The sequence below is a fragment of the Methylorubrum aminovorans genome (assembly GCF_022179725.1).
In the GTDB taxonomy this organism is placed as follows: Bacteria; Pseudomonadota; Alphaproteobacteria; order Rhizobiales; family Beijerinckiaceae; genus Methylobacterium; species Methylobacterium aminovorans.
The window spans coordinates 43,582-70,551 of record NZ_BPRC01000002.1; the positions used below are offsets into that span (position 1 = coordinate 43,582).

Sequence of the window (26,970 nt, forward strand, 5' to 3'; positions counted from 1 at the left end):
GCTCAGGCTCGAAGCTGCCGCTGCGCGTAGATTGTGTCGAACACCGCCTCGGCTCGCACGAACCGATCATGAGCCTGCTCGCGGTGCCGAGGGTGACGATCCGGGTGAAGATTCGCTCGATACGCCCGTCGCGCGGCGACGACCAGCCAGTCCGGCGCACGCTCGTGCAGTCCAACCGTACGATACAGCGGGTCGATCTCCATCCCGCTCTGAGTGGCCTCACGAGCGTGCAGGCGATCGATCTCCTGTTCAAGCGCAGCCGAATGCGCCTGTAATTGCCTCAGCGCCTCACTGGCGGCTTCTGCGTTATCGTCAGCAGTACGCCGTGCCCAAGCCATGCGCTGGCGCTGTTCGCGTTCGTGCAGCGCGAGCGGGGCATATCGAATCGCGGTAGCCCAAACCAGCAGTCCGCCGATCGTTGGCGTGTAGGCGAGCATCGCGAGGCTGAAAACGGCGAGGATCGTTCGAAGCACCGTCATCGACCGGAGCCGCTGCGCCTGCTCCTCCAGACTCTCGACGAGGAACTCGATGATCGCGATCAACGGCTGAGCAGCACGGGCAGGAGGTAGCCTCGGCCTACTATCCGACCCGAGGCATCGCGCGTTGCATCGGAGCGTGCGTCGTAGCTGCCGAGGATTGTGCCGCGGCCATCCCGCAGAACTTCGCGTGCGGGCGCGGCCATGACGATGGCTGCCGTTCCGTCCATCAGCCGTGGTCCATCAGGTCGGCGAGTTCCTCGACAATCCCATCGACAGCATCATCGAAATCCTCTTCGGCGTCCGTGTCCGTGAGGTCGTACGCTCGAAGCAGAGAGGCCAGCCGCGATCCGGCCCGCCCCATTCCAGGGGCAACGTAGGAGAGAACGCCGTAGCTGCTGAGCTTTGCGCGAATCGCCTTCAGGCCGACCGGGGTAACCGGTTGGTTGTGGGTGCCACGAATCTGCTCGATCACCCACGCGCCACCGCTCAGCGCCCGAAGCTCAACGGCAGCGGCGGTCTGGTCTCTGCCCCATTCGTAGTAGAGCCGGCAGCCCAGCGCTCCATAGGCGATCCTGCTGCCCAGGCAGTTGCCGAGCTTCCGGCCCACCTCGTCGAGGTCCTTGAGAGGGATGAGGCGAAGATCGGGATCATCCACCGGAATGGGCGGGGTTACGAGGAGCCGCTCTGACTTCCGCAGCCAACCCTCGATCCATTTCGAAAGATCGCGATCACGTGGCGAGAGATGGTCGAGGCTCTCCATGAGCGTCGCATCGGTCGCGCTCGGCACGAGCCTGCGGATCAGCGCCAGAGCTTCGTGGAGAGCCTCAAGCGACGTTTCGCTGCGCACTCTTTCGAGAACATGCGGGCGGAGGAAGATCGGATCGATTCGCGCGATGATCCGAAGCGCTTTCGCGGTGACCGTCCCCTCAATCTGGCCGAGGAGCTTGGCGCGCGCCCGATTCTCCGGCTTGGAGAACAGATCGAAGGCGAGCCGGTAGTCGGTGGTGTCTCGAAACGGATTGTGCCCGATCCGAGCGAGAAGACCCATAAGCCCCGGCGGTGCATTGCCGTAAAGCGCCCGGATGATCTCCGCGGGCCTGAGCAGGATCAAAGCCTTCGCGATCTGCACGAAAGGATCGGTAGCCGAGATGTCGGTTGGGCTGATCGCGGCCAGTCGATCCGCCATAATCTGCGGCCTGTCGAAGTCGATTTCAGCGTACGCGATGAACTGTGCGGTCCGCTTCAGCGCGGAAGCATGAAAAGCCGCGTTGAGGTAGCCGGGGAGGGCCACATCGAGCCGGCACGCCGCCGCAAGATGTTCGCCGTCGAAGGGTTTCGGGTCGGTGCTGGATCGGTAGATCAGTGGCTCCAAATAGCTCTCCATCATGATGGGCTACGCAAAATGGAGGCAAAAACTTAATTTAGTATTTTATAATGAACTGAAATCCTTCTCATCTCGCAATATATTCGTTTAGCAGTTCGGTCGTTGGTTCACCCACTTTGTCTCCTAAACTGAGTCGTGTTCGTTAGCCCCGTCACTCAGGAGAAAGGCGTTCAATCGCGAGAAGATGCTCGTTCCGTTCGAGCCACCTCTTTCGGACCTCCCAATCCGGCAGTATGCTTCCGACCAGCCCCCAAAAGGCTGGATCATGAGTACGATGCCGGAGGTGACAAATTTCGTGGACCACCGCGTATTCGAGAACCGTTTTGGGCGCGAAGATAAGATGCCAATTTAGATTTACAATGCGGTCCGCGCCACAACTACCCCAGAAATGCTTTTGATCTTTGATCTGGATGCTTCTGGGCCTCAGCCCGTTTTCAGTACCATGCTTGCGAACAAAAGCAGTCACGTCTTTCCGAACTTGCCTACGAAACCAGAGCCTAAGTGCAGTTTCGATCAGTGGGTCCCGTGATGCTTCGGAAAGGCTGCTCGGGCAGGCTACGTAAAACCCGTTGCGGTAGGTGACTTCGACTACGCTGGTGTCGGCCTGCTCTACCGTCAGACGAGCCCGTCGGCCGCGATAGGGTATCTTCGCACCTGTCACAAAATGCCCGATCTTCGGCGTCGCTGCTACACGGGCCGTCATCTCGCGACGTTGTAGAGCCAGCCATTCGCGACGCCTGTGCAGAGCCGCCGCAATGTCGTCCTCCGTCGCCCAGGTCGGAACGACCACCTCAATTTCAGTTGGAGTAACGGTTATCCGAGCGCGCTTCGCGCTGAGCGAGCGGCGGAGGATGTAGTCAATCTGGCTTGCGCCGACGACGAGCGTGGGCACGATCAGGCCCGCGGAAAGTGCTTGAGTGCGAAATCCTCGACCTGTTCGGAGACCTCCTTGAGGCTTCCTATACCGGCGGCGTGGGCCATCGCGCGCACCTGCTGCCGCAGCGACTTGCGCAAGCCGTCCTTCTCCCACCAGCCCGGCGGGGCCGTTGCGTCGCCGGTGTAGAGGGTCGCAATCTCGGCAGCCAACTGCTCGCCTTTGCCGCTTACGTCGAACGATTGGAGTACTTGCAGGATGCCGTACGCTCCGGGCGATAGGCCAGTCCCCTCATGAGCCTTTTCTTCAGCCGTGATTTCGGCCGCGAGCGTTTCGGCAAGCTTCAGCTTGTCGGCCCATGAGAGTTGGGCATCGTCGAGCCGATCCAGCAGTTCACGCAGCCGGTCGGAAAACTTGCCGTACTGGTGGGGATTCTGACCGATGCGCTCGGTCACGACCTTGCGAAGCTCGGTCGTCTTGCGAATCGCGGCAGTCTTGAGGTCGTCCTCGCTCTTGCCCTCGGTGTCGAAGTCTTCCCAGAAATCCGGGTCGGTGATGTTGCGCAGCTTCACCGTGACGCTGAGCCCCGTGGCGTCGAGGTGCTGTTCGAGCATGTCCTTGATCTTACGGCTGTAGGAGCGGTGGTCGAACGCTTCCCGCTTCTCGAAGACCTGAGTCGCGTAGATCAGGAACACCGCGATCCACTTGAGGTCGGCGGTGAACTCCAGCACGCTCGGGTCGGGGCTGATGGCCTCGTAGAGCCCGATGAACTCGCGCGCTTTGGCCCGGAATTCGAACCATCGATCCTCGCTGCCGAGCAGGCCCGCGAGCCGATTGAATTCCGTCTTCAGGCGGTCCTTCTCAGAGGTGCCGTTCTCGCGCTTGAGGCCCTTCATCATCACCATGACGGCCGCGTGGGCGGTGCGAAGCTGGCTGCGCAGGTCGTCGAGGTCGCGCATCGCGTTCTGCACGTCGTCGGCGCGGTAGGAGGCGAGCGCATCGTCGAGGTGACCCGAGACGCCGATGTAATCGACGATCAGCCCGTTGCGCTTCTTGGCGTCGGCGACGCGGTTGGTGCGAGCGATGGCTTGGAGCAGCCCGTGCTCCTTCAGCGGCTTGTCGAGGTACATCACGGATTCGAGCGGCGCGTCGAAGCCGGTCAGGAGCTTGTCGCAGACGATCAGGAACTCCGGGTCACGGCCGCGCTGTCCGAACGCCTGCTTGGCGGCCTTCTCGGCATCACGGTCGAGGTAGTTGCCTCGCAGGTCCGAGCGCAGCGCCTCGATCTGCGGGTCCTCGCTCGGCTTTGCGTCCTCCTGCGATGCCGAGTAGACGCAGGCCGACATCGCGGTGGCCCGCGCGACAGCCTCGTCCTCGGGCAAGCCCTGGGAAATCAGGTCATCGGCGATCACTCGGTCGAGGGCGCGCTTGTAGAGGATGATCGCCTCGCGATCGATAGCGACGATCTGCGCCTTGAAGCCATCCGGCCGGGCGTACGCCTTGAAGTGGGTCCAGATGTCGTAGGCGACGAGTTCGACCCGGCGAGGATGCTTGAGCAGGTCAGCGAGCTTGACGCCACGCCGCTTCAATTCCTCCAGCTTGTCGTCGGGCAGATCGGCGAACCACTGGTCGAACAGGATGTCGATCTTGGCCTCGTCGATGTGCCAGTCCGTCTTCCGCCCGGTGTAGAAGATCGGCACCGTCGCGCCGTCCGCCACGGCGTCGTCGATCCCGTACTTGTCGAGGTACCCCTCGCCGACGACGCCGAAGTTGGCGTAGGTGTCCTTGTCGTCCTTGCGGATCGGCGTTCCGGTGAAGCCGAAGAACCGCGCGTCGGGCATGGTCGCCCGCAGATAGGCTCCGAGGTCCTTCTCCTGGGTGCGGTGGCATTCATCCACCATCACGATCCAGTTGCCCGAGTTCGGGATCGGCTCATCCGAGCCTTGAAATCGGAAGATGGTCGAGAGGACGGTGAGGCCGTCCGTGCCCTTGCCGATCAAGTCGTGCAACGCGCGGATGCTCTCAGGCACGACGGGATTCGGTAGGCCGCAAGCCGCGAAGGTGCCACTGATCTGACCGTGCAGGTCGAGCCGATCGGTCAGCACCATCAGGTTCGGATTGGTGAGTTCCGGCGTATCGAGCGTCAGGTGCGTTTTCAGCTTGAGCGCCGCGAATACCATCGTGAGCGACTTGCCCGAGCCCTGCGTGTGCCAAATCAGCCCGCGCCGATGCTCCGCCTGGACGACGCGCTTGACGATCTTGTTTACGGCCCGGAACTGCTGGTAGCGGCAGACCTTCTTGACCGTGCCCGTCTCGGTCTTCTCGAACACGATGAAGTGGGCAACCAGATCGAGGAGCCTCGTAGGCTCCAAAAGGCTCCAAAGCCCCTCCGAGAGCGCGTCGGGGAAGTCGCCCGCTTTCCGGGGCCAGGGGTCGCCCCATTCGGCCCAGAACTTCGACGGACTTCCGGTCGCGCCGTAGAGGCAGGCAAGGCCGTCCGTGACAATGTTGAAGCAATTTGAGAGGAACAAGCGCGGGATGTCGCGCTCGTACTGCCTGATCTGCTCGAACGCCTCGCCGGTCTTGTCCCTACCGTTCACCGGGCTTTTGCATTCGACTACGACGAGCGGAATGCCGTTCACGTGCAACACCACGTCGGCGATTCGGCTTGCCTCGGCCTTGACGCGGAACTGATTAGTGACCGTGAACAGGTTGTTCTTAGGCTTGAGGAAATCGATCACGCGCAGCGTCTGACGCGTCGCCGCACCTTGTACGGTGCGACTGAAGTTGCCGCGTAGGATGGATAGCCACGCCTCGTTGTCGAAGATCGCGGCGAGGTCGGCGGCGGCAGCGCGCGCATCTGCTTCCGAGATGCCGTTGATGCGCTGGAGCGCTTCGATCAGTTGCGGGCGAAAGAGAACCTCGTTGTCGCCTCCCCGCAGGCTCGCATGCTCTGCCGGTGTCACATGACGATATCCGAGGCTCTCTAGACAGGCGATGGTCGGCCCTTCGGTGAGATGCCACTCCATGCCGGTCATGACGATCTCCTACTCAGCCGCCAGGGGAAGGTCGGACCCGACACGAACTCGGCCGGACAGCAGATCAGACATGAGAGCAGCCTTTAACGCCCTTTGAGCTTCGACTTGCGACTTCAAAACTGTAATATTGCTGTCAAAGCTTGTGATACAACAAGCGATCTGCTCCTGCTCCCTCATGCTTGGCAAAGCAATATTTTTTTCCTTGAGGTATCGAAAATGTCGCGAATATCCCTCGCTCGGCAATTCGAGCGCCGAAAGAGCGTAGTAGAGATACTTAGCATCAACATTTTCGATCGGCTTCAGAAGTTGCGTACCATCAGCCCCAACCACAAATGGAAAGTCAACATACTTAAATACCCGAGTATGATCCCCAAAAACTATAATCGGGCTAGGTATAGGACATAAGGCAGATCGCTGATCGGTGTAGCCGCAGATCAGCGAAGCACCTTGGTCAACTATTGGAAAGGGGCCGGATAATTGATAATCATGAGTTTTAAGCTTAATGACCGCAGCTTTAGAGAATTTAGCGAGCAAATCAGGAACTCGCACGACGCGCCAAGTTTCAGGTATCATACCGATTTCTGTCTGCTTGAAGCGATTGTGCCCAATGCCCTTGGACAACAGGCGACGGAGTACGCCCTGTTTGACGATCCGAGTCTGCTCGATAACAACCTGGGTTGCTTGAATTGTCTCGTCCACGCTCGATAGGATGCTTGCGATTCGGCGCTGTTCGGTAGTGGGCGGCAACAACAGGCGATAGTCTCCTATGTCGTCTGCGGACACCGCAGGATAGTTCGACCCTTTCATTCTGGGGATGAGATGATTTACAAACCATTTTGAAAGAACGTGCTGGTTCAGGAACTCGCTATCTATGCCAGATCGCGGGCGAATTACGGTAAATCCCGTCGAAGCGATTAGATCATTACTCGCGCTTCGAACTCGGCAAAATGAGCGAAGATACGGTCGAACAGTCGATACAAGTATGTCTCCATCGCGCACGATCCTACGCGCACGGCTAGGAGCATCTGATAATCTCATTCTGCGAGCTTCGCCCATCTCCGATGGGCCTGAAACGGTTGCAATATCTATGTAGCGGAAGATAAAATCCTGCGCTGTAGAACGAGGCAGGCTCTCAGGATTGATTTCCGCAACTTCGCGCAGTGCAACACGCCTCCAGTCAGCGCTAGGCCGCATAACCAAGCTCCTTTAGGAAGCTCATCATATTCGCCTCGGCGACATCGCGCTGAGCCTGAATTTCGAGCAACTTCTCGACCTCTTCGGCTACATCGAGGTCTTCTGCCTCGTCTCCAACGTGAACGTAGCGGCTGATGTTAAGGTTGTAGTTATTAGCCTCTATCTCGGCCATGGGTACCACGCGGGCGAGCCGCTCCACGTCTGCGTACTCGTGATACGCCTTTGCGAGTCGAGCCACGTTGGCATCTGACAGATGATTCTGCGCCTTGCCCTCGTCGTACTGCTCGACGCCGTTAACAACGAGCACCTTGCCCTTCCGCGTGGCTGGCTTCGCCTTGCGGATTATAAGGACACAGGCAGGGATTCCGGCCCCATAGAACAGGTTCGGCGCGAGCCCGATCACCGCATCGATAAGGTCTCTTTTGAGCAGACCCTCGCGGATGCGGCCCTCGGCTCCGCCTCGGAACAGCACACCGTGCGGCAGCACGACGCCGAGCATCCCCTCCTGCTTCAGGCTGGCCACCATGTGCTGCACGAAGGCAAGGTCGCCGTACGACTTGGGCGGGCACCCGAACTGGTCGCGTCCATAGGGATCGCCGTTTGCCCAAACCTCGTGGCCCCAGCTTTTGAGCGAGAACGGCGGATTGGCGAGCACACGGTCGAAGGTGCGAATGGCCTTCGAGCCCTCACCGATGACGTGCTTGGGGTTCAGCAGCGTGTCCCCGCGCGCGATCGACGCGTCGTCGATGTCGTGCAGGAAAAGGTTCATCTGGCTGATGGCCCAGGTGTTGAGGTTCTTCTCCTGGCCGAAGAGCGACAGGCTCTTCGGGTTCCTGCCTTGCCGCTCCAAGTGATGGACGGCTTCGAGGAGCATGCCTCCTGACCCGCAGGTTGGGTCGTAGACGCTCATGCCCTCCTCAGGCCGGAGGCACTCAACGATGAGCCGCACCACCATCTTCGGCGTGTAGAACTCGCCGCCCTTCTTGCCAGCGTCATCGGCAAACTGCGCGATCAAATACTCGTATGCCTGCCCGAGCACGTCCGCTTCGACATCGACGTTGCGCAGCCGGTAGGTCTCGAAGTGCTGAAGCAGCTTCTCCAGCGCCGCATCAGGGAAGCGCTCCTTGTTGTTGAAATCTACATCCTGAAAGATGCCGCGCAGCCGATGATTCGCATCCTCAATCGCGTGAAAGGCGGCGTTCAGGTGTTCACCGATGTTGGTGGTGTGCCTGCGAATGTCCTTCCAGAATCGGCCTTGCGGGATGTGAAAGCGATGCTCATCTGGGTCTGCGGCAAGTTCAGCGCTACCGTAGCGCTTGAGCCGATCCTCATACTCCTCCTGCCAAACGTCACACAGGCGTTTGTAGAAGAGTAGGCCGAAGATGTAGTGCTTGTAGTCGGAGGCGTCGATGGAACCGCGCAGGATGTCTGCGGCCTTCCAAAGGTGCCCTTCAAGCTGAGCAAGCGTCAGCGTAGCCATGTTACAGCCCCAACGAAACCGTTTGAGGCTATCATAGCCCAGCTTGCATGGCCTCCCTATGCTCAGCAGGTCACGGTGGTGAACGGGAGGAAACGAGTCGAGCCCCAACCGTGCCGCACATGGCTCTGGGCCATTTTCGTTTCAGCCCGATCGCAGCTTCACCGCCGTCGCCTTGCATTGGCTGACGGAGAACACGCGGTCGCTCTCCACTTTGAAGCGCCAAGCAACATATGCTGAGTCGCGGAGGCCCATATTCCCCGTGTGTCGGCTCAGACGTTCATCCCTGCGTCATTCTCCGACCATCGGGTGATGAACAACCGGTGAGCGTGTAGCCGTCAGTCATCACGGCGTGAAACTACACGCCCTCCCAGACCGCGCAGCGCGATCGACGTAGCGGTTCCCTCAAGACCCCACGTAATCAACGTGCATTATGCCGCTTGTCCGAAGTGCGCGCTCGGCAGGGTGGAGCGCCCGAGATCGAGCGTATGCCCCCAATCGATCGCGCCATACTCCTCAGCAGAACCTTCGATCGATTTCATGCTGACGTAATGCCTGCTCGATGCAAGAATTTCGTCAAACTGAGCGGTGAGCATTGCATCGTTCAGTGCGCGCAGTTGCTGCTCGAAAGCTCCGAGCGTCGGAGACAAGGCAGTGGTGAGTACGGCGATCCGCTGGTTGATCTTCGGGTCCTTCCACGCCGGACGATCGGTAATGTCCGCCTGAGACAGGATGAGAGCTTCCCACGCTTGAACAACTTCATTGGCCTCCGCGATATACGGGGATAGCGATTCGGCGAAAGCTCGCGTGACCGCTGTCATATCCGCGGTTACGTCCAGAAGAGCTTCTTCGCCGTAGCCGAACGTGTTCATCGCGTCGTTCGTCCAACGGTATGCAAACTTTATGTCGGTGACGTAGAGGCGGGCGAGATGACGAAGCATCGAGGCATTTTGTTGAAACGTGGCGCTCTGAGCCGCGGTCTTATTTTCGCTGATCCCGGACATGGCAAAAACTCCTTCGTCGAAGAAGCTCTCACAAAGAAGACCCCGTATCAACGCGAAGATTGTGCGATGGTTAAATTCGCCCAGCCAAGACCATCAAAACATCGGCCCAACGCCACTTCTGCACATTGGCACGGGGAATGCGAGTCGCGATTCATCAGATGCTTAATGAATGGATACGCGCAGCCTCGACCGAAACTGGCGCAGCAACGGCACCGCCTTCTTGAACCGCCCCTCGCGGATCATCTGCTGAGCCGTAGCAGGAAAGTGTTCGATGCGGGCATCGCGGGTCACTTCTCCGCGAACATGTCCCAAGAGAAGCCGGCTTCCATGATCTCGTGGGTGATGCGCGCGAACTCTTTCTTCGCGTTGATCCGCTCCCCCTCTCCAGGGAAGTCGTTCGGGTAGAAGAGCCGCGTCCACCTTCCGTAGACGATGGGGTCTTTGCGGATCGGCATGAAGACAAGCTGGGCGTACCGCCCGCCCCATGCCACGGCGACGGTCTTCTTCACCGTGTCGCACACCATCGTCGTGACCATCTCCTTCAAGGCTTCGGAGAGGCGGGTGCGGATGATGAAGCGCTCCGCGTCGGAGGCGGTGCTCATCTTCGCGTGAAACTCTTCCGCCGTGCGGATCAAGCCGGGGCGGTTCCCCCAGGTGGTGGCGACCTTCGCCCGCTCGACCTGAAGCTCGGCAAGGCTCGTCTCCGCCTGACGCAACCCCTTCATCGCATCAGCGAGGACGGGAGTGAACTCTTCCTCGAATTCCTCCCCCTTCAGGATCATCCGCTTCGCCTGCGCACGGGTCGTCTCAAGCTCGGCGATTTCCAACATGACCGTCGCGATGCGGTGGTCGATGCCGGGGAGCGGATCGTGGGGGTTCTCCTCCCGCACGATCTCCGACCACGGCACGTTGGGGAGGAACGAAAGAATTGCTTCTTCCAGCTTGGGGTAGTTGACCATCCCCACGGCTTCACAGCCGAAGCGGCGCTTCCGGTTCGAGCACATCAAGTACTTGATCGGTTCCGGGCCGTTCTCCGAGGGCGCGCGGTTGCGGGTCATCTCCATGTGCCCGCCGCACGTGCAGTGAGCGAGACCGGTGAACAGGTTCGAGAGGGTCTGCCCCCGGCGTCCCGCCACCCCCGGACGCCGCACGAGATTCTGTTGCGCTTGGAAAAACAATTCGGGCGAGATGATCGGGTCGAAGTACCCCTCGATCACCTCCCCGTCCCGGTAGCGGTGCTCGCCCAGCACCTGCCGGTTCTTCAGGATTTCGGTGATGTACCCCTGATACCATCCCTGCCGCACGTGGGTCTTCGCGACGTGGGCGCGGAAGAGCGGCACCTTCTGCTCGTTGAGCCGCTTGGCGATCCCGTGCGCGGTCACCCCGTCCGCAGCCCACTCGAAGATGCGCCGCACTGTCTGAACGGTGAGGTGATTCGCTTCGGTGATGACGTACCGCTGCGTTTCCTCGTCGAACGTCACCCACGGCGGTCCGACGTACCCCTTGATCGCGGTCTTCCGCGCGTAGGCGTCCTTGATGTTCTTGCGCCACGCCGCGGTGATGAGATCGCTCTTCCGAACTGATTCGCCGTGTGCCCGCTCCATCGCGTTGATGAGCGAATGGAGCTTCCACGATTGTTTGCTGAGCGCGTCGCGGTCGATTTCGAGCCGCATGTCGCAGACCGCGACCGTCACGCCCGCCTTCAGCAGGGTGTTGAAGCGGTCCCACGCATCCATCATCGGTTCGCGGCTCAGCCGATCGACCGATTCGATGATGAGCACCAGCGGGGTCGGAAGCTTGCCTTGCTGGATATCGCCGAGGAGCCGACCGAGCGCCCCATCCTTCGCGTGGCGTCCCCGGAAGCCGGAGACGCCCTTGTCGGAAAACTGCTCCAAGAGCGTGATGTCGGGGTGGTCTTGAAGGTACGCCGCGAGGAGTTCTTCCTGCCGCTCGATCGTCGAACCCGCCGCCTGCTTCCGGTGGCTGAACCGAGCGTACGAGACCGCCTGCCGCTGAGGTTTTCCCACTTTAACCGCCTGAAAGTGCATCGCTTTCTCATCGACTACCACGAAGGTGGGGATTGGTCGAACGCGTTCGCCCGCGCGATCATGATCTCACCCGTCTCCATCGGCTGGCGCAGGGAATCGAGCACCTGGGGCGTGAACTCGGGTAATTCGTCGAGGAACAGCACGCCGCCATGGGCGAGCGAGGCCTCGCCCGGACGGGCGTTGAGGCCGCCGCCGACGAGCGCAGCCATGGAGGCGGAATGGTGCGGCTGGCGGAACGGGCGCCGGTTCGAGAGCGCGCCGCCCTTCAGCTCGCCCGCGACCGACTGGATCATCGAGACTTCGAGCAGCTCGCGGGGCCCGAGCGGCGGCAGGATCGAGGGGAGACGCGCGGCGAGCATCGACTTGCCGGCTCCGGGCGGACCGTTCATCAGCAGGTTGTGGCCGCCGGCAGCGGCGATCTCGAGCGCCCGCTTGGCCCCCTCCTGACCCTTGATGTCGCGCAGATCCGGCATCGGACCGGCAGGTGCGGCGACGGCGGGCTGGGGCCGGGCCATCACTTGGCTGCCCTTGAAGTGGTTGGCGAGCTGGATCAGCGAGCGCGGGGCGAGCACGTCCATGTCGCCCGCGGCCCAGGCCGCCTCAGGCCCCGTCGCGGCGGGACAGATCAGGCCGAGCCCCCGGCCGTTGGCCGCCATTGCCGCGGGCAGCACGCCGGCCACCGCTGTGATCGAGCCGTCGAGCGCCAGTTCGCCGAGCACGCAGTAACCGCCCAGCGCGTCCGCCGGCAGCGCGCCGATGGCACCCATCACCGCGAGCGCGATCGGCAGGTCGTAATGCGAGCCCTCCTTCGGCAGGTCGGCGGGGGCGAGGTTGCAGGTGATCCGCTTGGCCGGCAGGGCCAGCCCCGAGGCGATCAGCGCCGAGCGCACCCGCTCGCGCGATTCCGCCACCGCCTTGTCGGGCAGGCCGACGAGGGTGAAGGCGACCGCGCCGGGGGCGATCTGCACCTGCACGTCGACGGCACGCGCCTCGATTCCCTCGAAGGCGACGGTGGCGACGCGCGTGACCATGGTCTCGATAGGCTCCGAACCCAGAGGTTGCAGCCTAGGCGGCACTTCGCGCGCTGGCAATTGCAAGCGCGGCCTTTCGGACCAGCAGGTTTGGCTCCTCGCTCCGTCGGGGTGCTCGCCCGTTCACGGGGACCAGCCGCGCCAGTATGGCCAAGGCGATAGGAACCACCGGTGAAACAAAATCGTTCGCCGGTTACCAATCTGCCGAAGGAGTCTTCTCATGTTCGTCCGCCCGCTCGCTGCCGCCGCGCTCGGCCTCGCCCTGCTCGCCGGCCCGGCGCTCGCCGACCAGAAGCTGCCGCCCGACCAGCAGACCAAGGTCGAGGACATCCTGAAGAAGGAGGGCTTCACCAAGTGGAAGGAGATCGAGCTGGACGACGGCATGATCGAGGTGGACGACGCCATCGACGCCAACGGCAAGCAGTTCGATCTCAAGCTCGATCCGAAGACGACGGAGATCGTGAACCGCAAGGCCGAGTGAGGCTGCGGCTCCGGGGCGCCCGCCGCTCCGGAGCTATTTCACCCTGGCGAAGTACGGCCCGCTTTCGGCCACGCCCCCGCCGTCCGGCTTGAGGCCCTGCCAGCGGGTGGCGAACTTGCCGCCGGCCCCCTTCGCCAGCGTGAACAGCGGCTGCCCCGGCTTGTAGACCGCCACCCCGTACTTGTTGACCGTGCTGCCATCGCCGTAGCGGTCGAACGCCACGGCGAGATCCTGCCCCTCCCGGCGAGTCCTGCACCGGATCGTCTCGTCGCTCTGGAAGCCCCGCACGGTGAGGACGCAGCCGTCGCGGACATCCGGGGGCCGCAGCACGAGGTCGTAATTTACGACCATCCCCGTACCGCCGGCCGTCCGCCCGGCGGCGTGCTCGTAGCGGTAGCGGCCCTGCCAATCCTTGGGAGCCCCTTCCTGCGCTGGCTCCTGCGCCGCGGCGGGCATCGTCAGGCCGGCGAGCGCGGTGAGAACGATCGTGGTCGTCCGCATGGTCCCTCCCATTCTACCGGGGAAGCATGGCCGCGCCGATCCGGCGGGGCAACCCGCTTGCATCCCGCCGCGCGGGCCGTCATATACGGCGCGGGAGGTTGGCGAGGGACGTTTCACTCGCCAACCGGGTCAGGTCCGGAAGGAAGCAGCCCTAACGAGACCGAGCGGGTCTTTGTCCAGCCTCCCACCCTCGCCGTCGGCTTGACGCCGGACGGCCCGGCCTCTTTCCGAAAATTCGAACGGCGGCATGGACGAGACGCACGGCACGCTCACCGACGAGCCGGGCCTGCCCGGCATGCCCATCGCCACGGCCGCGACGCCCTACCGGGTGCTGGCGCGCAAGTATCGTCCCCAGACCTTCGACGACCTGATCGGCCAGGGCGCCATGGTGCGCACGCTGGCCAACGCGTTTTCTGCCAACCGCATCCCGCAGGCCTGGATGCTCACGGGCGTGCGCGGCGTCGGCAAGACCACCACCGCCCGCATCCTCGCCCGCGGCCTCAACTATCTGCGCACCGGCGGGCCGGATACCGGCCCCACCGTGTCGATGCCGGAACTCGGCCAGCACTGTCAGGCGATCATGGAATCCCGGCACATGGACGTGCTGGAGATGGACGCCGCCTCGCATACCGGCATCGATGACGTGCGTGGCATCATCGACGGCATCCGCTATTCGCCGGTCTCGGCCCGCTACAAGGTCTACATCGTCGACGAGGTCCACATGCTCTCCGAGAAGGCGTTCAACGCCTTCCTGAAGACGCTGGAGGAGCCGCCGCCCCACGCCAAGTTCGTGTTCGCGACCACCGAGATCCGCAAGGTCCCGGTGACGATCCTGTCGCGCTGCCAGCGCTTCGACCTGCGCCGGGTCGAGGCCGACGTGCTCTCCGCCCACCTGAAGAAGATCTGCGCAGCCGAAGGCGTCGAGGCCGAGGCGGAGGCGCTCGCCGCCGTCACTCGCGCCGCCGAGGGCTCGGTGCGCGACGCGCTCTCGCTGCTCGATCAGGCCATCGCCCATGGGGCCGGCGCGGTGACGGCGGCGGGCGTGCGCGACATGCTCGGGCTCGCCGACCGCTCGCGCATCGTCGATCTGTTCGAAGCGGCGATGCGCGGCGACGTGCCGGCCGCCTTCGCCGAGATACGTGCCCAGTACGATGCGGGGGCCGATCCGGCGGTGGTGCTGTCGGATCTCGCCGGCTTCACCCATCTCGTCACCCGCCTCAAGCTCGTGCCGGGGGCCGAGGCCGACCCGACCTTGAGCGAGGCCGAGCGGGTGCGCGGCGCCCAGTTCGCCGCGCGCCTGCCGGTGCGGGCGCTGTCGCGGGCGTGGCAGATCCTGCTCAAGGCGCTGCCCGAAGTGCAGGCCGCCCCCCGCCCGCTCGCGGCGGCCGAAATGGCGATCGTGCGGCTCGCCTACGCCGCCGACCTGCCGACTCCCGACGAAGCCCTGCGCCAGCTCCGCGCCGATGTGGCGGCCTCGGAGGGCGGCGGGGGCCGAACGAGCCTCGGGCGCGACGGCGGCGGCGCGATGGCGTCTCACGGCTCGGCGGCCCTTCAGATGGCGCCGCCCGCGCCGCAGCCGTCGCCTCGACCGGCCTTGGCGTCCGTCCCCGTCAGCTCCGCCGCCGCCGAGGCGGCGCCGCGCCCGGCCCCGGCGGTGCCCGCCGGCCCGCGGCTCGGGCGTTTCGAGGACGTGGTCGCCCAGGCCGAGGCCGCCCGCGACATCGCCCTGAAGGTGGCGCTGGAGCGCGACGTGCATCTCGTGCGCTTCGAGGAGGGCCGGATCGAGTTCCGCCTCGCCCCCGGCGGGCGCCAGAGCCTTCCGACCGACCTCGCGAGGGCGCTCGATGCCTGGACTGGACGGCGCTGGCTCGTCGCGCTCTCGAAGGAGAAGGGTGCGCCGACGCTCGCGGAAGATTCGCGGGCCGCCGAGGAGACCCGCCACCAGAACGCCGCCGCGCACCCGCTCGTGCGGGAGGTGCTGTCGCGCTTTCCCGGCGCCCAAATCGTCGATGTCCGCGACAAGGCACCGGAGGGCGAGGCCGCCGAGACTGCAGCGGACGGCACCGGACCTGCCGCGCCACCGCCCGAGGAGGCGGAGGACGACGACGCCTGAGCAAGACGCACTAGGACGACGCCTGCAAGCGGCGCCGCCCCTGGCAGGCGCGCTCACGCGCGCCTAAGTGCGGGAAGCAAACTTTTTCTCGACGCGAACCGGAGTGGACCCCATGCGCGACCTGATGGGCATCATGAAGCAGGCCCAGGCCATGCAGGAGAAGATGGCGTCGCTCCAGTCGGAACTCGACTCGGTCGAGGTGTCGGGTGCCTCCGGCGGCGGCGCCGTGAGTGTGCGGATGACGGCCAAGGGTCAGGTGCTCGGCGTCTCGATCGATCCGAGCCTGATGGTCGCCGACGAGCGGGAGATCCTGGAAGATCTCATCGTGGCCGCCTGCAACGATGCCCGCGGCAAGGCCGAGACCACGGCCCAGGAGAGGATGGCGGAGCTGACGAAGGGCCTGCCCCTGCCGCCCGGCATGAAGCTGCCGTTCTAGGGCATGGTTTCTCCTATCGCCGGCGGCAACCTTCCGTGATGATGCCCTAGACTATAGGGGCGCCCGCTTCTTCTTGAGACAAGAAGGGCAAAACGCTCCGACTTGAGGTGAGCCGGCAACAAGTCCAGCTCGACACTGAGCCAAGACTGGCCTGCGTCGCCTTGTCACAGACGGTGGCGGCGCATGCTCCGACACCGTCACGCGACGCGAAATCACGCGCAACATCAGAGACATAGTCGGGTCACACCGCATTCCGACGCGATCGGTCCGGTCTCGACATCTTGAACGACCCGGCCGCGGCCGAACACAACCATAAATTATGTTAAAGCAGGTCTTTCAGGGAGCAGGCAAGTTCCACGTGCCGGGTCGCACGCGGCCCCCCTAGCGAGGCTCGGCGGTTCCGCCGGTCTCTCTCCGATCAGAGCCGGCGGAACCACCGCTGCGTCCCGGAGAGGTACCGTGCCAAGCCTGTTCTCCGCGATCGTGTACAGCGCGGTCCTTCTGTTCATGACCCTTCTGGGCACGAACCTCTGGGCCCTGCGGATGGCCGCAGCAATGACCGCCGCGGACGAGGAGGGACAGGCGAGCCACTGAACGGGAGAGTACCGCCGACCGCCTCAGGCGGAGAGGCGCAGCGGGGTGCTCTCAAGCCGCGCTTCCAACGCCCCGTCCTTCCGGTGGTGGGCCACCACCACCTGCCGCACCCCCGTCTCCCGGGCGAGACGATAAAGCGAGACGAGTGCGGGGTCGTCGGCCGCCGCATCCGAGGCGATCACGATCGAGTCCATGCAGGGTCCGACCGCGGGAATCAGTTCGGCCGCCTCCAGCCCATCACCCGCCTCAAGACGGCAGAGCACCCAGTCGTAGCTCTGCGACAGGGCGTTGAGACCGATGGCGAGGCCTTGCGGCTCCTCAACCAGCACATCGAGGGGAGCCACGCCGCGCGTGACCGCGTGGAGCCGCGAGCCACGGACCGGCTGGATCACATCGAGGAAGTCGGCTTCGCCGGCCACGAGATCGGTGAGCCCCGGCTGAGACGGATCGGAGACGCCTCCGTTGACATCGACCAAGAGGGTTTGACGGCGCGGACCGAGTGCGCGGGCGAGGTCGGAGGCGAGGCCGGGTGTACCGCCCACGCGGAGGGTTTCGACCACGAGCACGCAGCCGCCCTTCGCTTCACCCGCGGATCGCATCTTACCCGCGCCGCTCTCCAGCCGGGTGATCAATCCGTCCAGATCGGTCAAGGAGGCGGAGGATTTCGCGGGCACGCTGAACCCGTCCTTGCCCTCGGCGGCGGTTCCCCGTTCCGCGGCGCCGGTCCCGATCGGAGCCGTGCTGGCGAAGACCGGGTGCTGTACCGTCGCCGTCGCCCTCAGGGAGTTGGCGAAGGCGAGCGCCGGGGCGAAGCGGTCCGTCGCGGAGGCCGGATAGGCCCCGCCATAGACCGGCTCGTAGGTAGGACGGCGGCGGGAGGGCGGCTCGGCTTCGGGGTAGAAGTCACGCCCACGATCGTTCGCCGCGCCGGCGAAGACCGGCTCGCCCTCATCCCCGGTGCGGTCCCCGTCCGGGCGCGGCGGCGCGACGAGGAGGTGGCGGCCGATGACGGCCGCGCTGGCGAGCAGGAAGACGAGCACCGCCGTGAAGGCGATGACCGGGATCTTCTTCGGGAAGGACGGCAGATCGGGCACGACCGCGCGGGACACCACGCGGGCGTTGGCGGGGCTCGCGTTCTCGGCGTCGCGCGCCGCCGCCTCGCGGTAGCGGGCGAGATAGGATTCGAGTTGCTCGCGCTGGGACTTCGCCTCGCGCTCCAGCGCACGCAGCTCGACTTCGCTGCTGTTGCCCTTGGCGACCACGTCCTTCTGACCCTCGACCGCAGCCCGCAGGGACTCGACCCGAGCGCCCGCGATCTTCGCGTCGTTCTCCAGGGTACGCACCACCCGCTCGGCGGCCGCCTTGATCTGGTTCTCGAGGTCCTGAACCTGGGCGGTCAGTTCCTTGATGCGGGGATGGGCCGGAAGGAGCGTACGCGATTCGAGGGCGAGTTGCGCGCGCATCGCCATGCGGCTCTCGACCGTGCGCCGGATCAGCTCGTTGTTGGCCACGTCCGGGATTTCGAAGGCGCGGCCCTCCTTGATCATGTCCTTCAGAAGCTTGGCGCGGGCGGTCAGGTCCGCTTGGATCGTGCGAGCCTGCGAGAGCTGGCTTGATAGCTCGGAGAGCTGCTGGGTCGAGAGCGGTTGCGCGGTCGCGTTGCTGCCTGTGCCGATCAGGCCGTGCTTGGCCCGGAACGCTTCGACCTTCGCCTCGGCCTCGGCGACGCGGGCGCGCAGGGTCGCGATGTTGTTGCCGAGCCAGGTCGAGGCGTAGCGCGCGGTATCGACCGAGGCTGCCTCCAGCGAGGCAAGGTAGAGGTCGGCTACCGTGTTGGCGCCGCGCGCGGCGAGTTCGGGATCGCGCGAGCGGAACTCGACGGCGAGGATGCGCGACTTGCCGACCGGATAGACCAGCAGGTGATCGAGATAGGTGTCGAGGATGCGGTCCTCGGAGGGCCGCTCCATCGGCGCCGAGACGAGGCCGAGCATCATCAGCGTGCGCCGGATCGCCGAGGTCCCCTCGGCCTCCGGATCGAATTCTGGGTTGCCGACGAGCTTTAGACTGCGGATCGCCTCGCGAGCGAGATCGCGCGACATCGCCACCTGCACCTGACTCGCCACGGCCTGCTCATCGATCGGCGGGGCCTGGTCCGTCCGCTCCGCAGCGGTTCGGGCGAAGGCGGGATCGCGGCTCTCCAGGAGAACCTTGGCCTCACCGGTATAGCGCGGGGTCACTACCTGCACGAACACACCGGCACCGAGCACGGCCACTAGGGTGGGAACGGCGATCCAGGCCCAGGAGCGGCGCAGGACACCGGCAATCTGCGCGACCGCCAGCCCGTCTCCGGGCCCACCGGGCCCACCGGATGGCGGAAGAGACGGATCGGTCGACAGCCTGAGGCGCGGCATGGGCAGTCTTTACGAAGTCAGGACGCGGAATCGGGCTGATTCACCCGTCCTGCGTCAATTGAGGCGGTTAAGGTTGACGTCGCGTTAAGGTCTCGACCCGCCTCGAGCCTGCATTCGGGACAGCGCGCTGTTTGGACAGACGGGAATTCGCGCGTCCCGCCGGGCGGATCAGCATTCGTTAACCATGTGCTCTTAAATACCGCCGAGGTTCCTACAACGGCGATGGCGATGCAGCGGCGCGCATTCCTCCTGGCTCTCCCATCCGTCCTCGCGCTCGGCGGCTGCCTACGCCCGGACTTCCGGACCGTCGATCTCGACGCCACCGGCACCGGCTCAATCGGCGCCCGCTACTCCCTGGCGGCGGGCGACAAGTTGCGGGTCATCGTGTTCGGGCAAGACAACCTGTCCAACATCTACGCGGTCGATGGCGGCGGGCGGATCGCGATGCCGCTGATCGGCGTCGTCCAGGTCGGCGGCCAGACCACGGCGCAGGCTGCCCGGCTGATCGAATCGAAGCTCGCCGCAGGCTTCGTGCGCGAGCCGCACGTCACCGTCGAGGTCGATGCCTACCGTCCCTTCTACATCCTCGGCGAGGTCACGACCTCGGGTCAGTACCCCTACGTCAACGGCATGACGGTCGAGACCGCGGTGGCGATTGCCGCTGGCTTCGGACCGCGAGCGGCGCGCGACTACGCGGTACTGACCCGCGAGGGTCCGGGCGGCCTCGTCAACGGCATTGTGCCGATGTCCTATCCGGTGCGCCCCGGCGACACCATCGTCGTCAAGGAGCGCTTCTTCTGAGCCGACGCGCGACAGCGTTCACCAACGCCTAACCGAAATCCGTGAAAGGCGCCCGTAGACGCGGGCCGCTGGCCCTTCGCAAGCCTGTTGGGCTCGCCTCTTAACTGCGCGCTGACGGCATCGCGCCGATCCTTTCGCCAAATGGGCTCCCGCTTCGGGACCACCCCTGCGGAGATCGACGGACGTGACCGCTCCCATCGCCCCTTCTCTCGACGGCGCACTGGCACCGCAGAACCTTGCGAGCAGCCCGGTCGTCGAATTGCGGTCTCGTGGCGGCTCGGGCGAGCGCCACCGTATCCTCCACGTGTTCAGGGCTCCGGTCGGCGGCCTGTTCCGTCATGTCGTCGACCTCACCCGCCTTCAGGCCGAGGCCGGACATGCGGTGGGTCTCGTCTGTGATGCCTCGACCGGTGGGGAACGCGCCGAGCAGGCGCTCGCCGAACTGGCTCCGCATCTCGCCCTCGGCGTGAAGCGGATCCCCATGCGCCGCAACCCGCATGCGAGCGACCTCGCGGCTCTGCGTGCCGTACGGGAACGGGCTCTCGCCGTCGGTGCAGACGTAGTGCACGGTCACGGCGCCAAGGGTGGCGTCTTCGCCCGGCTGGCGCCGCTAGGGCGGGCCGGCCGCGGTGTAATTCGCGCCTATACCCCGCACGGCGGAAGTTACAACTACCGGCCGGGGACGCCGCTGCACCGTGTCTACATGGCCGCGGAACGGGTGATGGCCCGCGCGACCGACCTGTTCCTGTTCGAGAGCGAGTATGTCGCTTCGCGCCACGCCGCCTATGCCGGCGGGTCACCGCGCCTCGAGCGGATCGTTCACAACGGCATCGCCGAGGCCGAATTCACGCCGGTCGGAACCTCGCAGGACCCGTTCGACCTCGTCTATGTCGGCGAATTGCGCGAAGCCAAGGGCCTTCCGGTGCTGCTGCGGGCCCTCGCGCGGGTCCGTGGCCGAGGCCGCCACCTGCGCCTGCTCATGGTCGGCTCAGGGCCCGATACCGAGAGCCTCGCGGCGATGGCCGAGAATCTCGGCCTGCGCGACGCCATCGCCTTCGAGCCGCCACAGGCCATCCGCCCTGTGCTCGGCCGCGGGCGGGTCATGGTGGTGCCGTCGCTTGCCGAGTCGTTGCCCTACGTCGTGCTGGAAGCGGCCGCGGCCGGCCAGCCCCTCGTGGCCACCAATGTCGGCGGCATCCCCGAGATCTTCGGCACGCTGTCCGGTGATCTGGTGCCGCCCGGTGACGACGAGGCGCTCAGCGCCGCCATCATCCGCATCCTCGACGAGGCTCCCGCCACTCGGGATGGCCGAGCGCGCGCGCTCAGCGACTCGCTGCGCACCCGCTTCTCCATGAACCGCATGGCGACCGACGTGCTGTGCGGCTACGCCGCCGCGTTCCGCGCGAAGCGGGTGAGTGCCGCCTCTGCCGCCGCGGCATGAGGACGATGATGATCCGTTGCCTGTCTCGTCTCGGGCCAAGCGAGCCCGCCCGCACCTTAGGCTTTCGTGAAGATCGATCCGGCATACTCCGCGGCCGAAGAGGCTCGACGTTTTCACGTGGAACATTCCGATGAGTGCCATCGACGTTCGAGATCTGCTCAAGGCCGCCGAGCAGGGCGGCGTGCTAACCTCCATTCCGGCGCCGCTGACGCTCGATATGGGGGATGATCGACCAGGCGCCTCGCAGACCTCTGCATCGGAACCGCCACGACAGGCTTCATGGCTTTCGCCGGTCGTGCTCGCCGGCTGCGTCCGGCTCGCCGAATTCTGCGGCTTGATTCTCCTTGGCCTCGCCTTGCACCAAGCGCTGCTGCGCGGCGTCGTGCCGTTGGCGCCGCGCTACGTCACCGCCATCTTCGCCGTCACCATCGCGGCACTGGGGTTGTTCCAGGCGTCGGGCAGCTACCGGATCGGCGCGTTCCGCGACCTGCCGAGAACGGCGGTGAGGCTCGCCACCGGTTGGTCGGTGGCCTTCCTCATGGTGGCCGCCGCCATGGTTCTCGCCAAAACCGCCGACCACTACTCTCGTATCTGGCTGCTCAGCTACTACATGGCCGGCCTCGGGCTCTTGCTGGGCGGCCGCACCGTGTTGTTGGCCTTCGTGCGCAGGCAGATGGCCAAGGGCCGCTTCGACCGCCGCACCGCCATCGTCGGCGGTGGCCCAGCTGCCGAAGAACTGATCCGCGCGCTTGAATCCGGCGGCGAGAGCGGGATCCGCATCATCGGCGTGTTCGATGACCGGGGTGACGACCGCTCCGGCGCCGAAGTGGCTGGCCACCCCAAGCTCGGCAATGTGAGCGACCTCGTCACTTACGCGCGTCACGCTCCGCTCGATCTCGTGGTGTTCACGCTGCCGATCTCGGCCGAGACTCGCATTCTGCAGATGCTCGCCAAGCTCTCGGTCCTGCCGGTCGATATCCGACTGTCGGCCCACGCGACCAAATTGCGCCTGCGCCCGCGCGCCTACTCCTATCTCGGCGACGTGCCGCTGCTCGACGTGTTCGACAAGCCGCTCGCCGATTGGGATGTCATCCTGAAAGGCGCGTTCGACCGTCTTGTCGGCCTGATGCTGCTGGCGGCTCTCTCGCCCGTGATGCTGGCTGTTGCGGTCGCGGTGAAGTTCACCTCTCCCGGACCGGTGCTGTTCCGGCAAAAGCGCTACGGCTTCAACAACGAGCTGATCGAGATCTTCAAGTTCCGCTCGATGTATGTCGATCGCTGCGATGCCGGCGCGGCGCAGCTCGTTACCAAGACCGACCCCCGCGTGACACGGGTCGGCCGCTTCATCCGCAAGACCTCGCTCGACGAGTTGCCTCAGCTCTTCAACGTGATCCGCGGCGATCTCTCTCTGGTCGGGCCGCGCCCGCACGCGATCCAGGCCAAGGCGGCGAACACGCTCTACGATCAGGTGGTGGACGGCTACTTCGCCCGCCATAAGGTGAAGCCCGGCATTACCGGCTGGGCGCAGATCAACGGCTGGCGCGGCGAGACCGACACCAGCGAGAAGCTCCAGCGCCGGGTCGAACACGACCTGCACTACATCGAGAATTGGTCGATCCTGTTCGACCTAAAAATCCTGCTCACCACGCCGCTCGCGCTCTTCAAGACCGACAACGCGTATTGAGGATTTCTGAGACTTCGAACGGGACGGGGCCCGGAACCGCCAGAGCGCAGTTCCGGGCCTTCTTCGTTAAGTAAGGTACGCGTCTTCGCCGTCGTGCCGGATTACGGCAGCGCGCCGGCCTTCTCCTTCACCTTGGTCATCGTGTCCTGACACGCGGTCTCCTGACCGGCCTTGTCCTGCTCCTTGGCCTTGGCGAGGAGGGTGCGTGCCTCCTCGACGCCGGCCTTTGTCGGCTTGGTCGCAGGGTCGGACGGAGCGCCAGCCGGCGGCTTGTCGAGGGCTTTCGATGAGGCCGAGGCGGTGGGGCCGCCCGGCGGCTCCTTGCCGGTCACCTGCTCCGCACCGACGCTGTTGAGCCGGCGCTCCACCGCAGCGATGTCGTCCTTGCAGTTCACCGCCAGGGCGGGACCCGCCGCAACGAGGGCGACGACGGCGATGGACAGGCTGAAGGCTATACGCATGGGATTTGGGCTCCTCCGAATGGCTTTTCGCGGGCAGGTTCTGTGACCCCCGCTTCGGCCGAAGAAAGCCCGTCAGACCACCTCAGGGTTCCGGTCTGCGACGCTTCGCCCGGGCACGCCGGACGAGGCCCGACCGACTACCGGACACGAAAAAGGGTGCGGATCACGATCCGCACCCTCCTCCATCCCGAATGTCCGGAAACTTAGCGAATCAGATTGACCAGAGCCGAGCCGGCCGGGCTCGACAGCTCCTTGGCGTCGATGGTGCCATCGTTGTCCGGATCGGCGGCCTTGAACTGAGCCTCGATGGCCGCGAGGTATTCCTTCTTGTCGAGGGTGCCGTCGTTGTCCGGGTCGAGCTTCTTGAGCTCGGCCTCGCTGACGCGGCCCTTCAGCTCCTTGGCATCGAGGGTGCCGTCCTTATCCGGATCAAGCTTGTCGAAGGCGGCGGAACCGGCGGCTTGGGCTTCCTTGAGATCGATGGTGCCATCCTTGTCCGGATCGAAGGCGGCGATGTCGACCTTCGTCGTGGTGGTCGGAGCCGCGTAGGCCGGGGCCGCGACGAGCGCGGTGAGCAGAACGGCAGAGGAGAGGCGGAACGCCATTGGGAGCAAACTCCTGATCGAACAAGCCCGGCTCGGCACCGGGCGGACGGCAAAATCGCAGAGGCAATGGCGGCCGCTCACCTGAGGCGAAGCGGCCGGTCGGCCTCGCTGAGATTGCGTAACTTGCCCGGGATGATTTGGCAATAGGCGAGCGCGAAGCGGCGCGCTTTCCTGCCTGGAGTCTCCGCGCTCACCGCCTGAATATAGAAACGGCGCGGTTCAAGAGAACCGCGCCGCTTGCAACCCTTGCGAGACGTCCCGGACCGCAACCGGTCCGGGTGAGGCCGATATCCGACCTGCCGTCAGCCCTTGCGGACCAGCGGCAGCGGCTCGACGATGGGAGCCGGGGGCGGCGGCTCGAACAGGATGCGTAGGCCGCCGAAGGCCGCCACCGGCGCGCCGGGTGCAAGGCTGCGGTTCGAGGTGGCGTTGGGCACCCGGACGATCGGAACCTCGTCCACCGGCGAGAAGGTACCGAAGGTGGCGTAGCGGGCGTTGAACGCGTTCTCGACGAAGCCGTAGAGCTCGATGTTCGGCGCGATGCGGTAGCTGGTGTTGAAGCCGAACACCGCGTAGTCGCCCGTGGTCTTGTTCTGATTGGTCGGGTCGCCGACGAGGAACTTGCCCGTGGCGAAGCGGGCGAGCGCGCCGATCCGCCATTCCGGCGTCACCTGGTACTGCACGCCGACCTTGAGCTGGTGCGGCGCGACACCGGGCAGACGGTTGCCCGGACGCACGAGCACGACGCCGCCCTCGTCGCCGCCCTCGCTGTTGAACGGGTTGCCGGGGGCCGCGAGTTCAACCGGCGATTCGAAGGTCGCATCGACGAAGGCGTAGTCGATGAAGGCGTTCCAGCGCGGCGTGTTGTAGAACAGGCTCGCTTCGACGCCCTGCCGCTTGGTCGAGCCGACATTGCGGAAATAGGCGCGGCCGATCGTGTCGGGAGCCGGCACGAACAGGATGTCGTCGTCGTTGCGGGTCGAGAAGAAGCCGGCCTTCCACGACAGGATGCCGCCGAAGATATCGTCGGGCTGCGGGATGCGGCCGCGGACACCCGCTTCGACCGTACGCGCCACAACCTGCTTCAGCGGCGGGTCGCCGACGAAGAAGTTGGTGAGCGAGCAGGGCGCCAGCGGGTCGGCGCAGGAGAGTTCCGCCGGCGTCGGGGCGCGGTTGGCCTCGGTGTAGCCGCCGTAGGCGACGAGGTAGTCGGGGATGATCTTGTAGGTCGCGCCGATCCCGGGATTGAAGCGCTCATAGTAGTGGTCGCCGTTGAGTGCCGTGCCGATCTGGTCGCGCAGGACGATCTTGGCCATGTTGAACCGGCCCTGCAGCGTCAGGGTCAGGCGCTCGGTCAGGTCGGTGTTGTTGGTGAAGTAGATGCCGCCGTAATCGTTCGAGGTGCGCACGGAGACGGGAGTGATGATGCCGTCGTCGCTGGAGACGACGATGCCGGGGGGCGAGAAGCCGCGATCGAGGGTGAGGCCGCCAATCGAGTTGTCGGCCCCGAAGCGGGTCCGGCCGCCATCATACGAGCCGCCGAGCACGAAGCGGTTCGGCAGGCCGAACAGCGGCTCGCGGATGACGGTCTGGACCGTGGCGCCGAAATTGTCGGTGTCGGTGCGGGTCTGGTTCAGGAAGGCGTAGGGGCCGCCCTCGTCGAAGCGGTCGGCGAAGACCGGGTTGACCGCGCCGAAGTTGAAGGTGCGCAGCCGGTCGGCCCGCACGGGATTGCCGGTGCGATCGCGCAGGAAGAACTGGTTGTCGTCCGCGCCCTCGGAGCAGACGAAATCGTCGTCCGCCTCGCAGTTCTCCACGTCGGCCGCGTCGCCGTTGGCGGTGCGCTGCCGGAACAGGCCGTAATAGGCGTTGCCCTGCACGCTGATCGTCGGCGTGACGTCGTAGGTGCCGGAGAGCTGGAAGCGGAGGAAGTCGTTCTTGGTCTGGTCGGGATAGGTGAAGACGTCGCTGCGGTCGACCTTGAGCAGTTCGACCGGGGCGGTGCCGTTGCCGGTCAGGCTGTTGCTGGCGCCGATGACGTTGAAGTGGAATTCGCCCTTCTCACCCTGCACGCCGAGGTCGGCGTAGATCTGGTTGAGGCGCGACGGCGAGTGGCGCCGCCAGCCCTCCTCGCCGAGCTTGGTGCCGGCCACGTACAGACCGATATTGTCGATGCGCTGGCCGTGCTGGAACGCGATCGCGCCGCGGCCGAACGAGCCGCCCAGCGCGTTGATCTCGGTGCCCTGGTAGGTGAAGCCGTTCTTGAGAGACACCGCGAGCGCGCCACCCAGTGCGTTGAGGCCGAAGGCAGGGTTGGAGCCTTCGAGCTCGATCCGGTCGACGGCGATGTCGGGGATCAGGTCCCACTGCACCGTGTCACCGAACGAGGTGTTGAAGCGGGCCCCGTTCAGGTAGACCGCCACGCCCTGGGGCGAGCCGCCGAGCGGCGAGGCTTCGAAGCCACGATAGGTGATCGTCGGCTGGAAAGGATTGCCCTGCGCGTTGTTGATGCTGATCGAGCCGATGCGCTCGTCCAGCGCCCGAACCGTGCTCGGGAAACCGACCCGCGAAACGTCATTCGCCGTCAGCACGCTCGTGTTCTGCGGCAGCTTGTTGCGATCGATGCCGTCGAGCACGACAGTCTCGCGCAGCCCCGACGCGGTCGGCGTCGCCACGACCCGGCGCGAAGCCGCAACCGGCGTGTTCGAAACAACGCTGATCTCCTCCAGCGTAACGGCTTGCCCGCCACCTGCGCCTTGCGCCATCACCTGCCCCGGAAGCAGCGCAACCGATGCGATGAGGCTGCCTCGCAGCACCCGCATTGTCATTCCCCAGCCCTTGTCGTTCGTGCTTGCAGCCCCTTGAAGCGGGGCCGTTGCCGGATGTTGCTGAAGGACGGGGGCTACGACAATC

At 65.0% G+C, this 26,970-nt stretch carries 20 protein-coding genes, 1 other RNA gene and 1 pseudogene; 8 read left to right on the top strand and 14 right to left on the bottom strand.

What is annotated here, in order from left to right; genetic code table 11:
- Positions 1-2 precede the first annotated feature (2 nt).
- The 9 genes and pseudogenes from MFF24_RS05205 to MFF24_RS05245 form a co-directional block, all read right to left on the bottom strand.
- Entirely contained in the window at positions 3-542 is a 540-nt protein-coding gene (locus MFF24_RS05205) for a hypothetical protein (protein ID WP_238222973.1), read from the bottom strand.
- A gap of 163 nt (positions 543-705) precedes the next feature.
- Positions 706-1,866: a hypothetical protein gene (locus MFF24_RS05210; RefSeq protein WP_238222975.1), complete on the bottom strand. Its 1,161-nt coding sequence runs from the start codon at positions 1,864-1,866 to the stop codon at positions 706-708.
- A 148-nt stretch (positions 1,867-2,014) separates the two neighbouring features.
- Complete coding sequence (locus MFF24_RS05215) at positions 2,015-2,755, bottom strand: M48 family metallopeptidase (protein WP_238222978.1); 741 nt, start codon at positions 2,753-2,755, stop codon at positions 2,015-2,017.
- 2 nt (positions 2,756-2,757) lie between these two features.
- The gene (locus tag MFF24_RS05220; RefSeq protein ID WP_238222980.1) at positions 2,758-5,775 is read right to left on the bottom strand and encodes a type I restriction endonuclease subunit R; all 3,018 of its coding nucleotides are present in this window, start codon (positions 5,773-5,775) and stop codon (positions 2,758-2,760) included.
- 9 nt (positions 5,776-5,784) lie between these two features.
- Positions 5,785-6,969, bottom strand: a complete 1,185-nt coding sequence (locus MFF24_RS05225; RefSeq protein WP_238222982.1) for a restriction endonuclease subunit S — start codon at positions 6,967-6,969, stop codon at positions 5,785-5,787.
- Positions 6,959-8,449 (bottom strand): type I restriction-modification system subunit M, encoded by a 1,491-nt coding sequence (locus tag MFF24_RS05230; RefSeq protein ID WP_238222985.1) that lies wholly within the window; start codon positions 8,447-8,449, stop codon positions 6,959-6,961. Before MFF24_RS05230 ends, MFF24_RS05225 begins: the two co-directional genes overlap by 11 nt.
- Before the next feature lie 428 nt (positions 8,450-8,877).
- A complete protein-coding gene (locus tag MFF24_RS05235) occupies positions 8,878-9,450 on the bottom strand; it encodes a hypothetical protein (protein ID WP_238222987.1) in 573 nt (190 codons plus the stop codon).
- Positions 9,451-9,737: 287 nt separating this feature from the next.
- Positions 9,738-11,498: a recombinase family protein gene (locus tag MFF24_RS05240; protein ID WP_238222989.1), complete on the bottom strand. Its 1,761-nt coding sequence runs from the start codon at positions 11,496-11,498 to the stop codon at positions 9,738-9,740.
- Positions 11,499-11,542: 44 nt separating this feature from the next.
- A pseudogene (locus MFF24_RS05245) lies at positions 11,543-12,529 on the bottom strand (YifB family Mg chelatase-like AAA ATPase); the annotation flags it as partial.
- A 220-nt stretch (positions 12,530-12,749) separates the two neighbouring features.
- Between MFF24_RS05245 and MFF24_RS05250 the strand changes: the two are divergent.
- Positions 12,750-13,010 carry a PepSY domain-containing protein gene (locus tag MFF24_RS05250; protein ID WP_238222990.1) on the top strand — a complete coding sequence of 87 codons (261 nt, stop codon included), beginning with the start codon at positions 12,750-12,752 and terminating at the stop codon, positions 13,008-13,010.
- Positions 13,011-13,043: 33 nt separating this feature from the next.
- Here MFF24_RS05250 and MFF24_RS05255 read toward each other — a convergent pair whose 3' ends face one another.
- Entirely contained in the window at positions 13,044-13,511 is a 468-nt protein-coding gene (locus tag MFF24_RS05255) for a DUF5991 domain-containing protein (protein ID WP_238223000.1), read from the bottom strand.
- 92 nt (positions 13,512-13,603) lie between these two features.
- On the opposite strand from MFF24_RS05255, the gene ffs reads away from it, so the two are divergent.
- From ffs to MFF24_RS28805, 4 genes are all read left to right on the top strand, one after another.
- Positions 13,604-13,700: signal recognition particle sRNA small type (gene ffs / locus MFF24_RS05260), an RNA gene on the top strand.
- A gap of 58 nt (positions 13,701-13,758) precedes the next feature.
- Positions 13,759-15,624, top strand: coding sequence for a DNA polymerase III subunit gamma/tau (locus tag MFF24_RS05265; RefSeq protein ID WP_238223002.1), 1,866 nt, complete (start codon positions 13,759-13,761; stop codon positions 15,622-15,624).
- A 112-nt stretch (positions 15,625-15,736) separates the two neighbouring features.
- A complete protein-coding gene (locus tag MFF24_RS05270) occupies positions 15,737-16,060 on the top strand; it encodes a YbaB/EbfC family nucleoid-associated protein (RefSeq protein ID WP_238223004.1) in 324 nt (107 codons plus the stop codon).
- Between the two features lie 459 nt (positions 16,061-16,519).
- Positions 16,520-16,654: a hypothetical protein gene (locus MFF24_RS28805; protein ID WP_283214478.1), complete on the top strand. Its 135-nt coding sequence runs from the start codon at positions 16,520-16,522 to the stop codon at positions 16,652-16,654.
- A 23-nt stretch (positions 16,655-16,677) separates the two neighbouring features.
- Here the strand turns inward: MFF24_RS28805 and MFF24_RS05275 are convergent, their stop codons facing one another.
- Positions 16,678-19,065: a GumC family protein gene (locus tag MFF24_RS05275; RefSeq protein ID WP_238223006.1), complete on the bottom strand. Its 2,388-nt coding sequence runs from the start codon at positions 19,063-19,065 to the stop codon at positions 16,678-16,680.
- Between the two features lie 222 nt (positions 19,066-19,287).
- Here MFF24_RS05275 and MFF24_RS05280 point away from each other — a divergent pair, with 222 nt between their 5' ends.
- The 3 genes from MFF24_RS05280 (at position 19,288) to MFF24_RS05290 (ending at position 22,991) form a co-directional block, all read left to right on the top strand.
- Complete coding sequence (locus tag MFF24_RS05280) at positions 19,288-19,866, top strand: polysaccharide biosynthesis/export family protein (RefSeq protein WP_108939852.1); 579 nt, start codon at positions 19,288-19,290, stop codon at positions 19,864-19,866.
- A gap of 184 nt (positions 19,867-20,050) precedes the next feature.
- Entirely contained in the window at positions 20,051-21,307 is a 1,257-nt protein-coding gene (locus MFF24_RS05285) for a glycosyltransferase family 4 protein (protein ID WP_373322656.1), read from the top strand.
- A gap of 130 nt (positions 21,308-21,437) precedes the next feature.
- Positions 21,438-22,991 carry an undecaprenyl-phosphate glucose phosphotransferase gene (locus MFF24_RS05290; RefSeq protein ID WP_238223008.1) on the top strand — a complete coding sequence of 518 codons (1,554 nt, stop codon included), beginning with the start codon at positions 21,438-21,440 and terminating at the stop codon, positions 22,989-22,991.
- A gap of 101 nt (positions 22,992-23,092) precedes the next feature.
- Here MFF24_RS05290 and MFF24_RS05295 read toward each other — a convergent pair whose 3' ends face one another.
- The 3 genes from MFF24_RS05295 to MFF24_RS05305 all read right to left on the bottom strand — a co-directional run bounded on the left by MFF24_RS05295 (position 23,093) and on the right by MFF24_RS05305 (position 26,879).
- Complete coding sequence (locus MFF24_RS05295; protein WP_108939850.1) at positions 23,093-23,452, bottom strand: hypothetical protein; 360 nt, start codon at positions 23,450-23,452, stop codon at positions 23,093-23,095.
- Positions 23,453-23,655: 203 nt separating this feature from the next.
- On the bottom strand, positions 23,656-24,057 hold the full coding sequence (gene lanM, locus MFF24_RS05300; protein WP_238223010.1) for a lanmodulin LanM: 402 nt from the start codon (positions 24,055-24,057) through the stop codon (positions 23,656-23,658).
- Positions 24,058-24,359: 302 nt separating this feature from the next.
- Complete coding sequence (locus MFF24_RS05305) at positions 24,360-26,879, bottom strand: TonB-dependent receptor (protein WP_108939848.1); 2,520 nt, start codon at positions 26,877-26,879, stop codon at positions 24,360-24,362.
- Positions 26,880-26,970 lie beyond the last annotated feature (91 nt).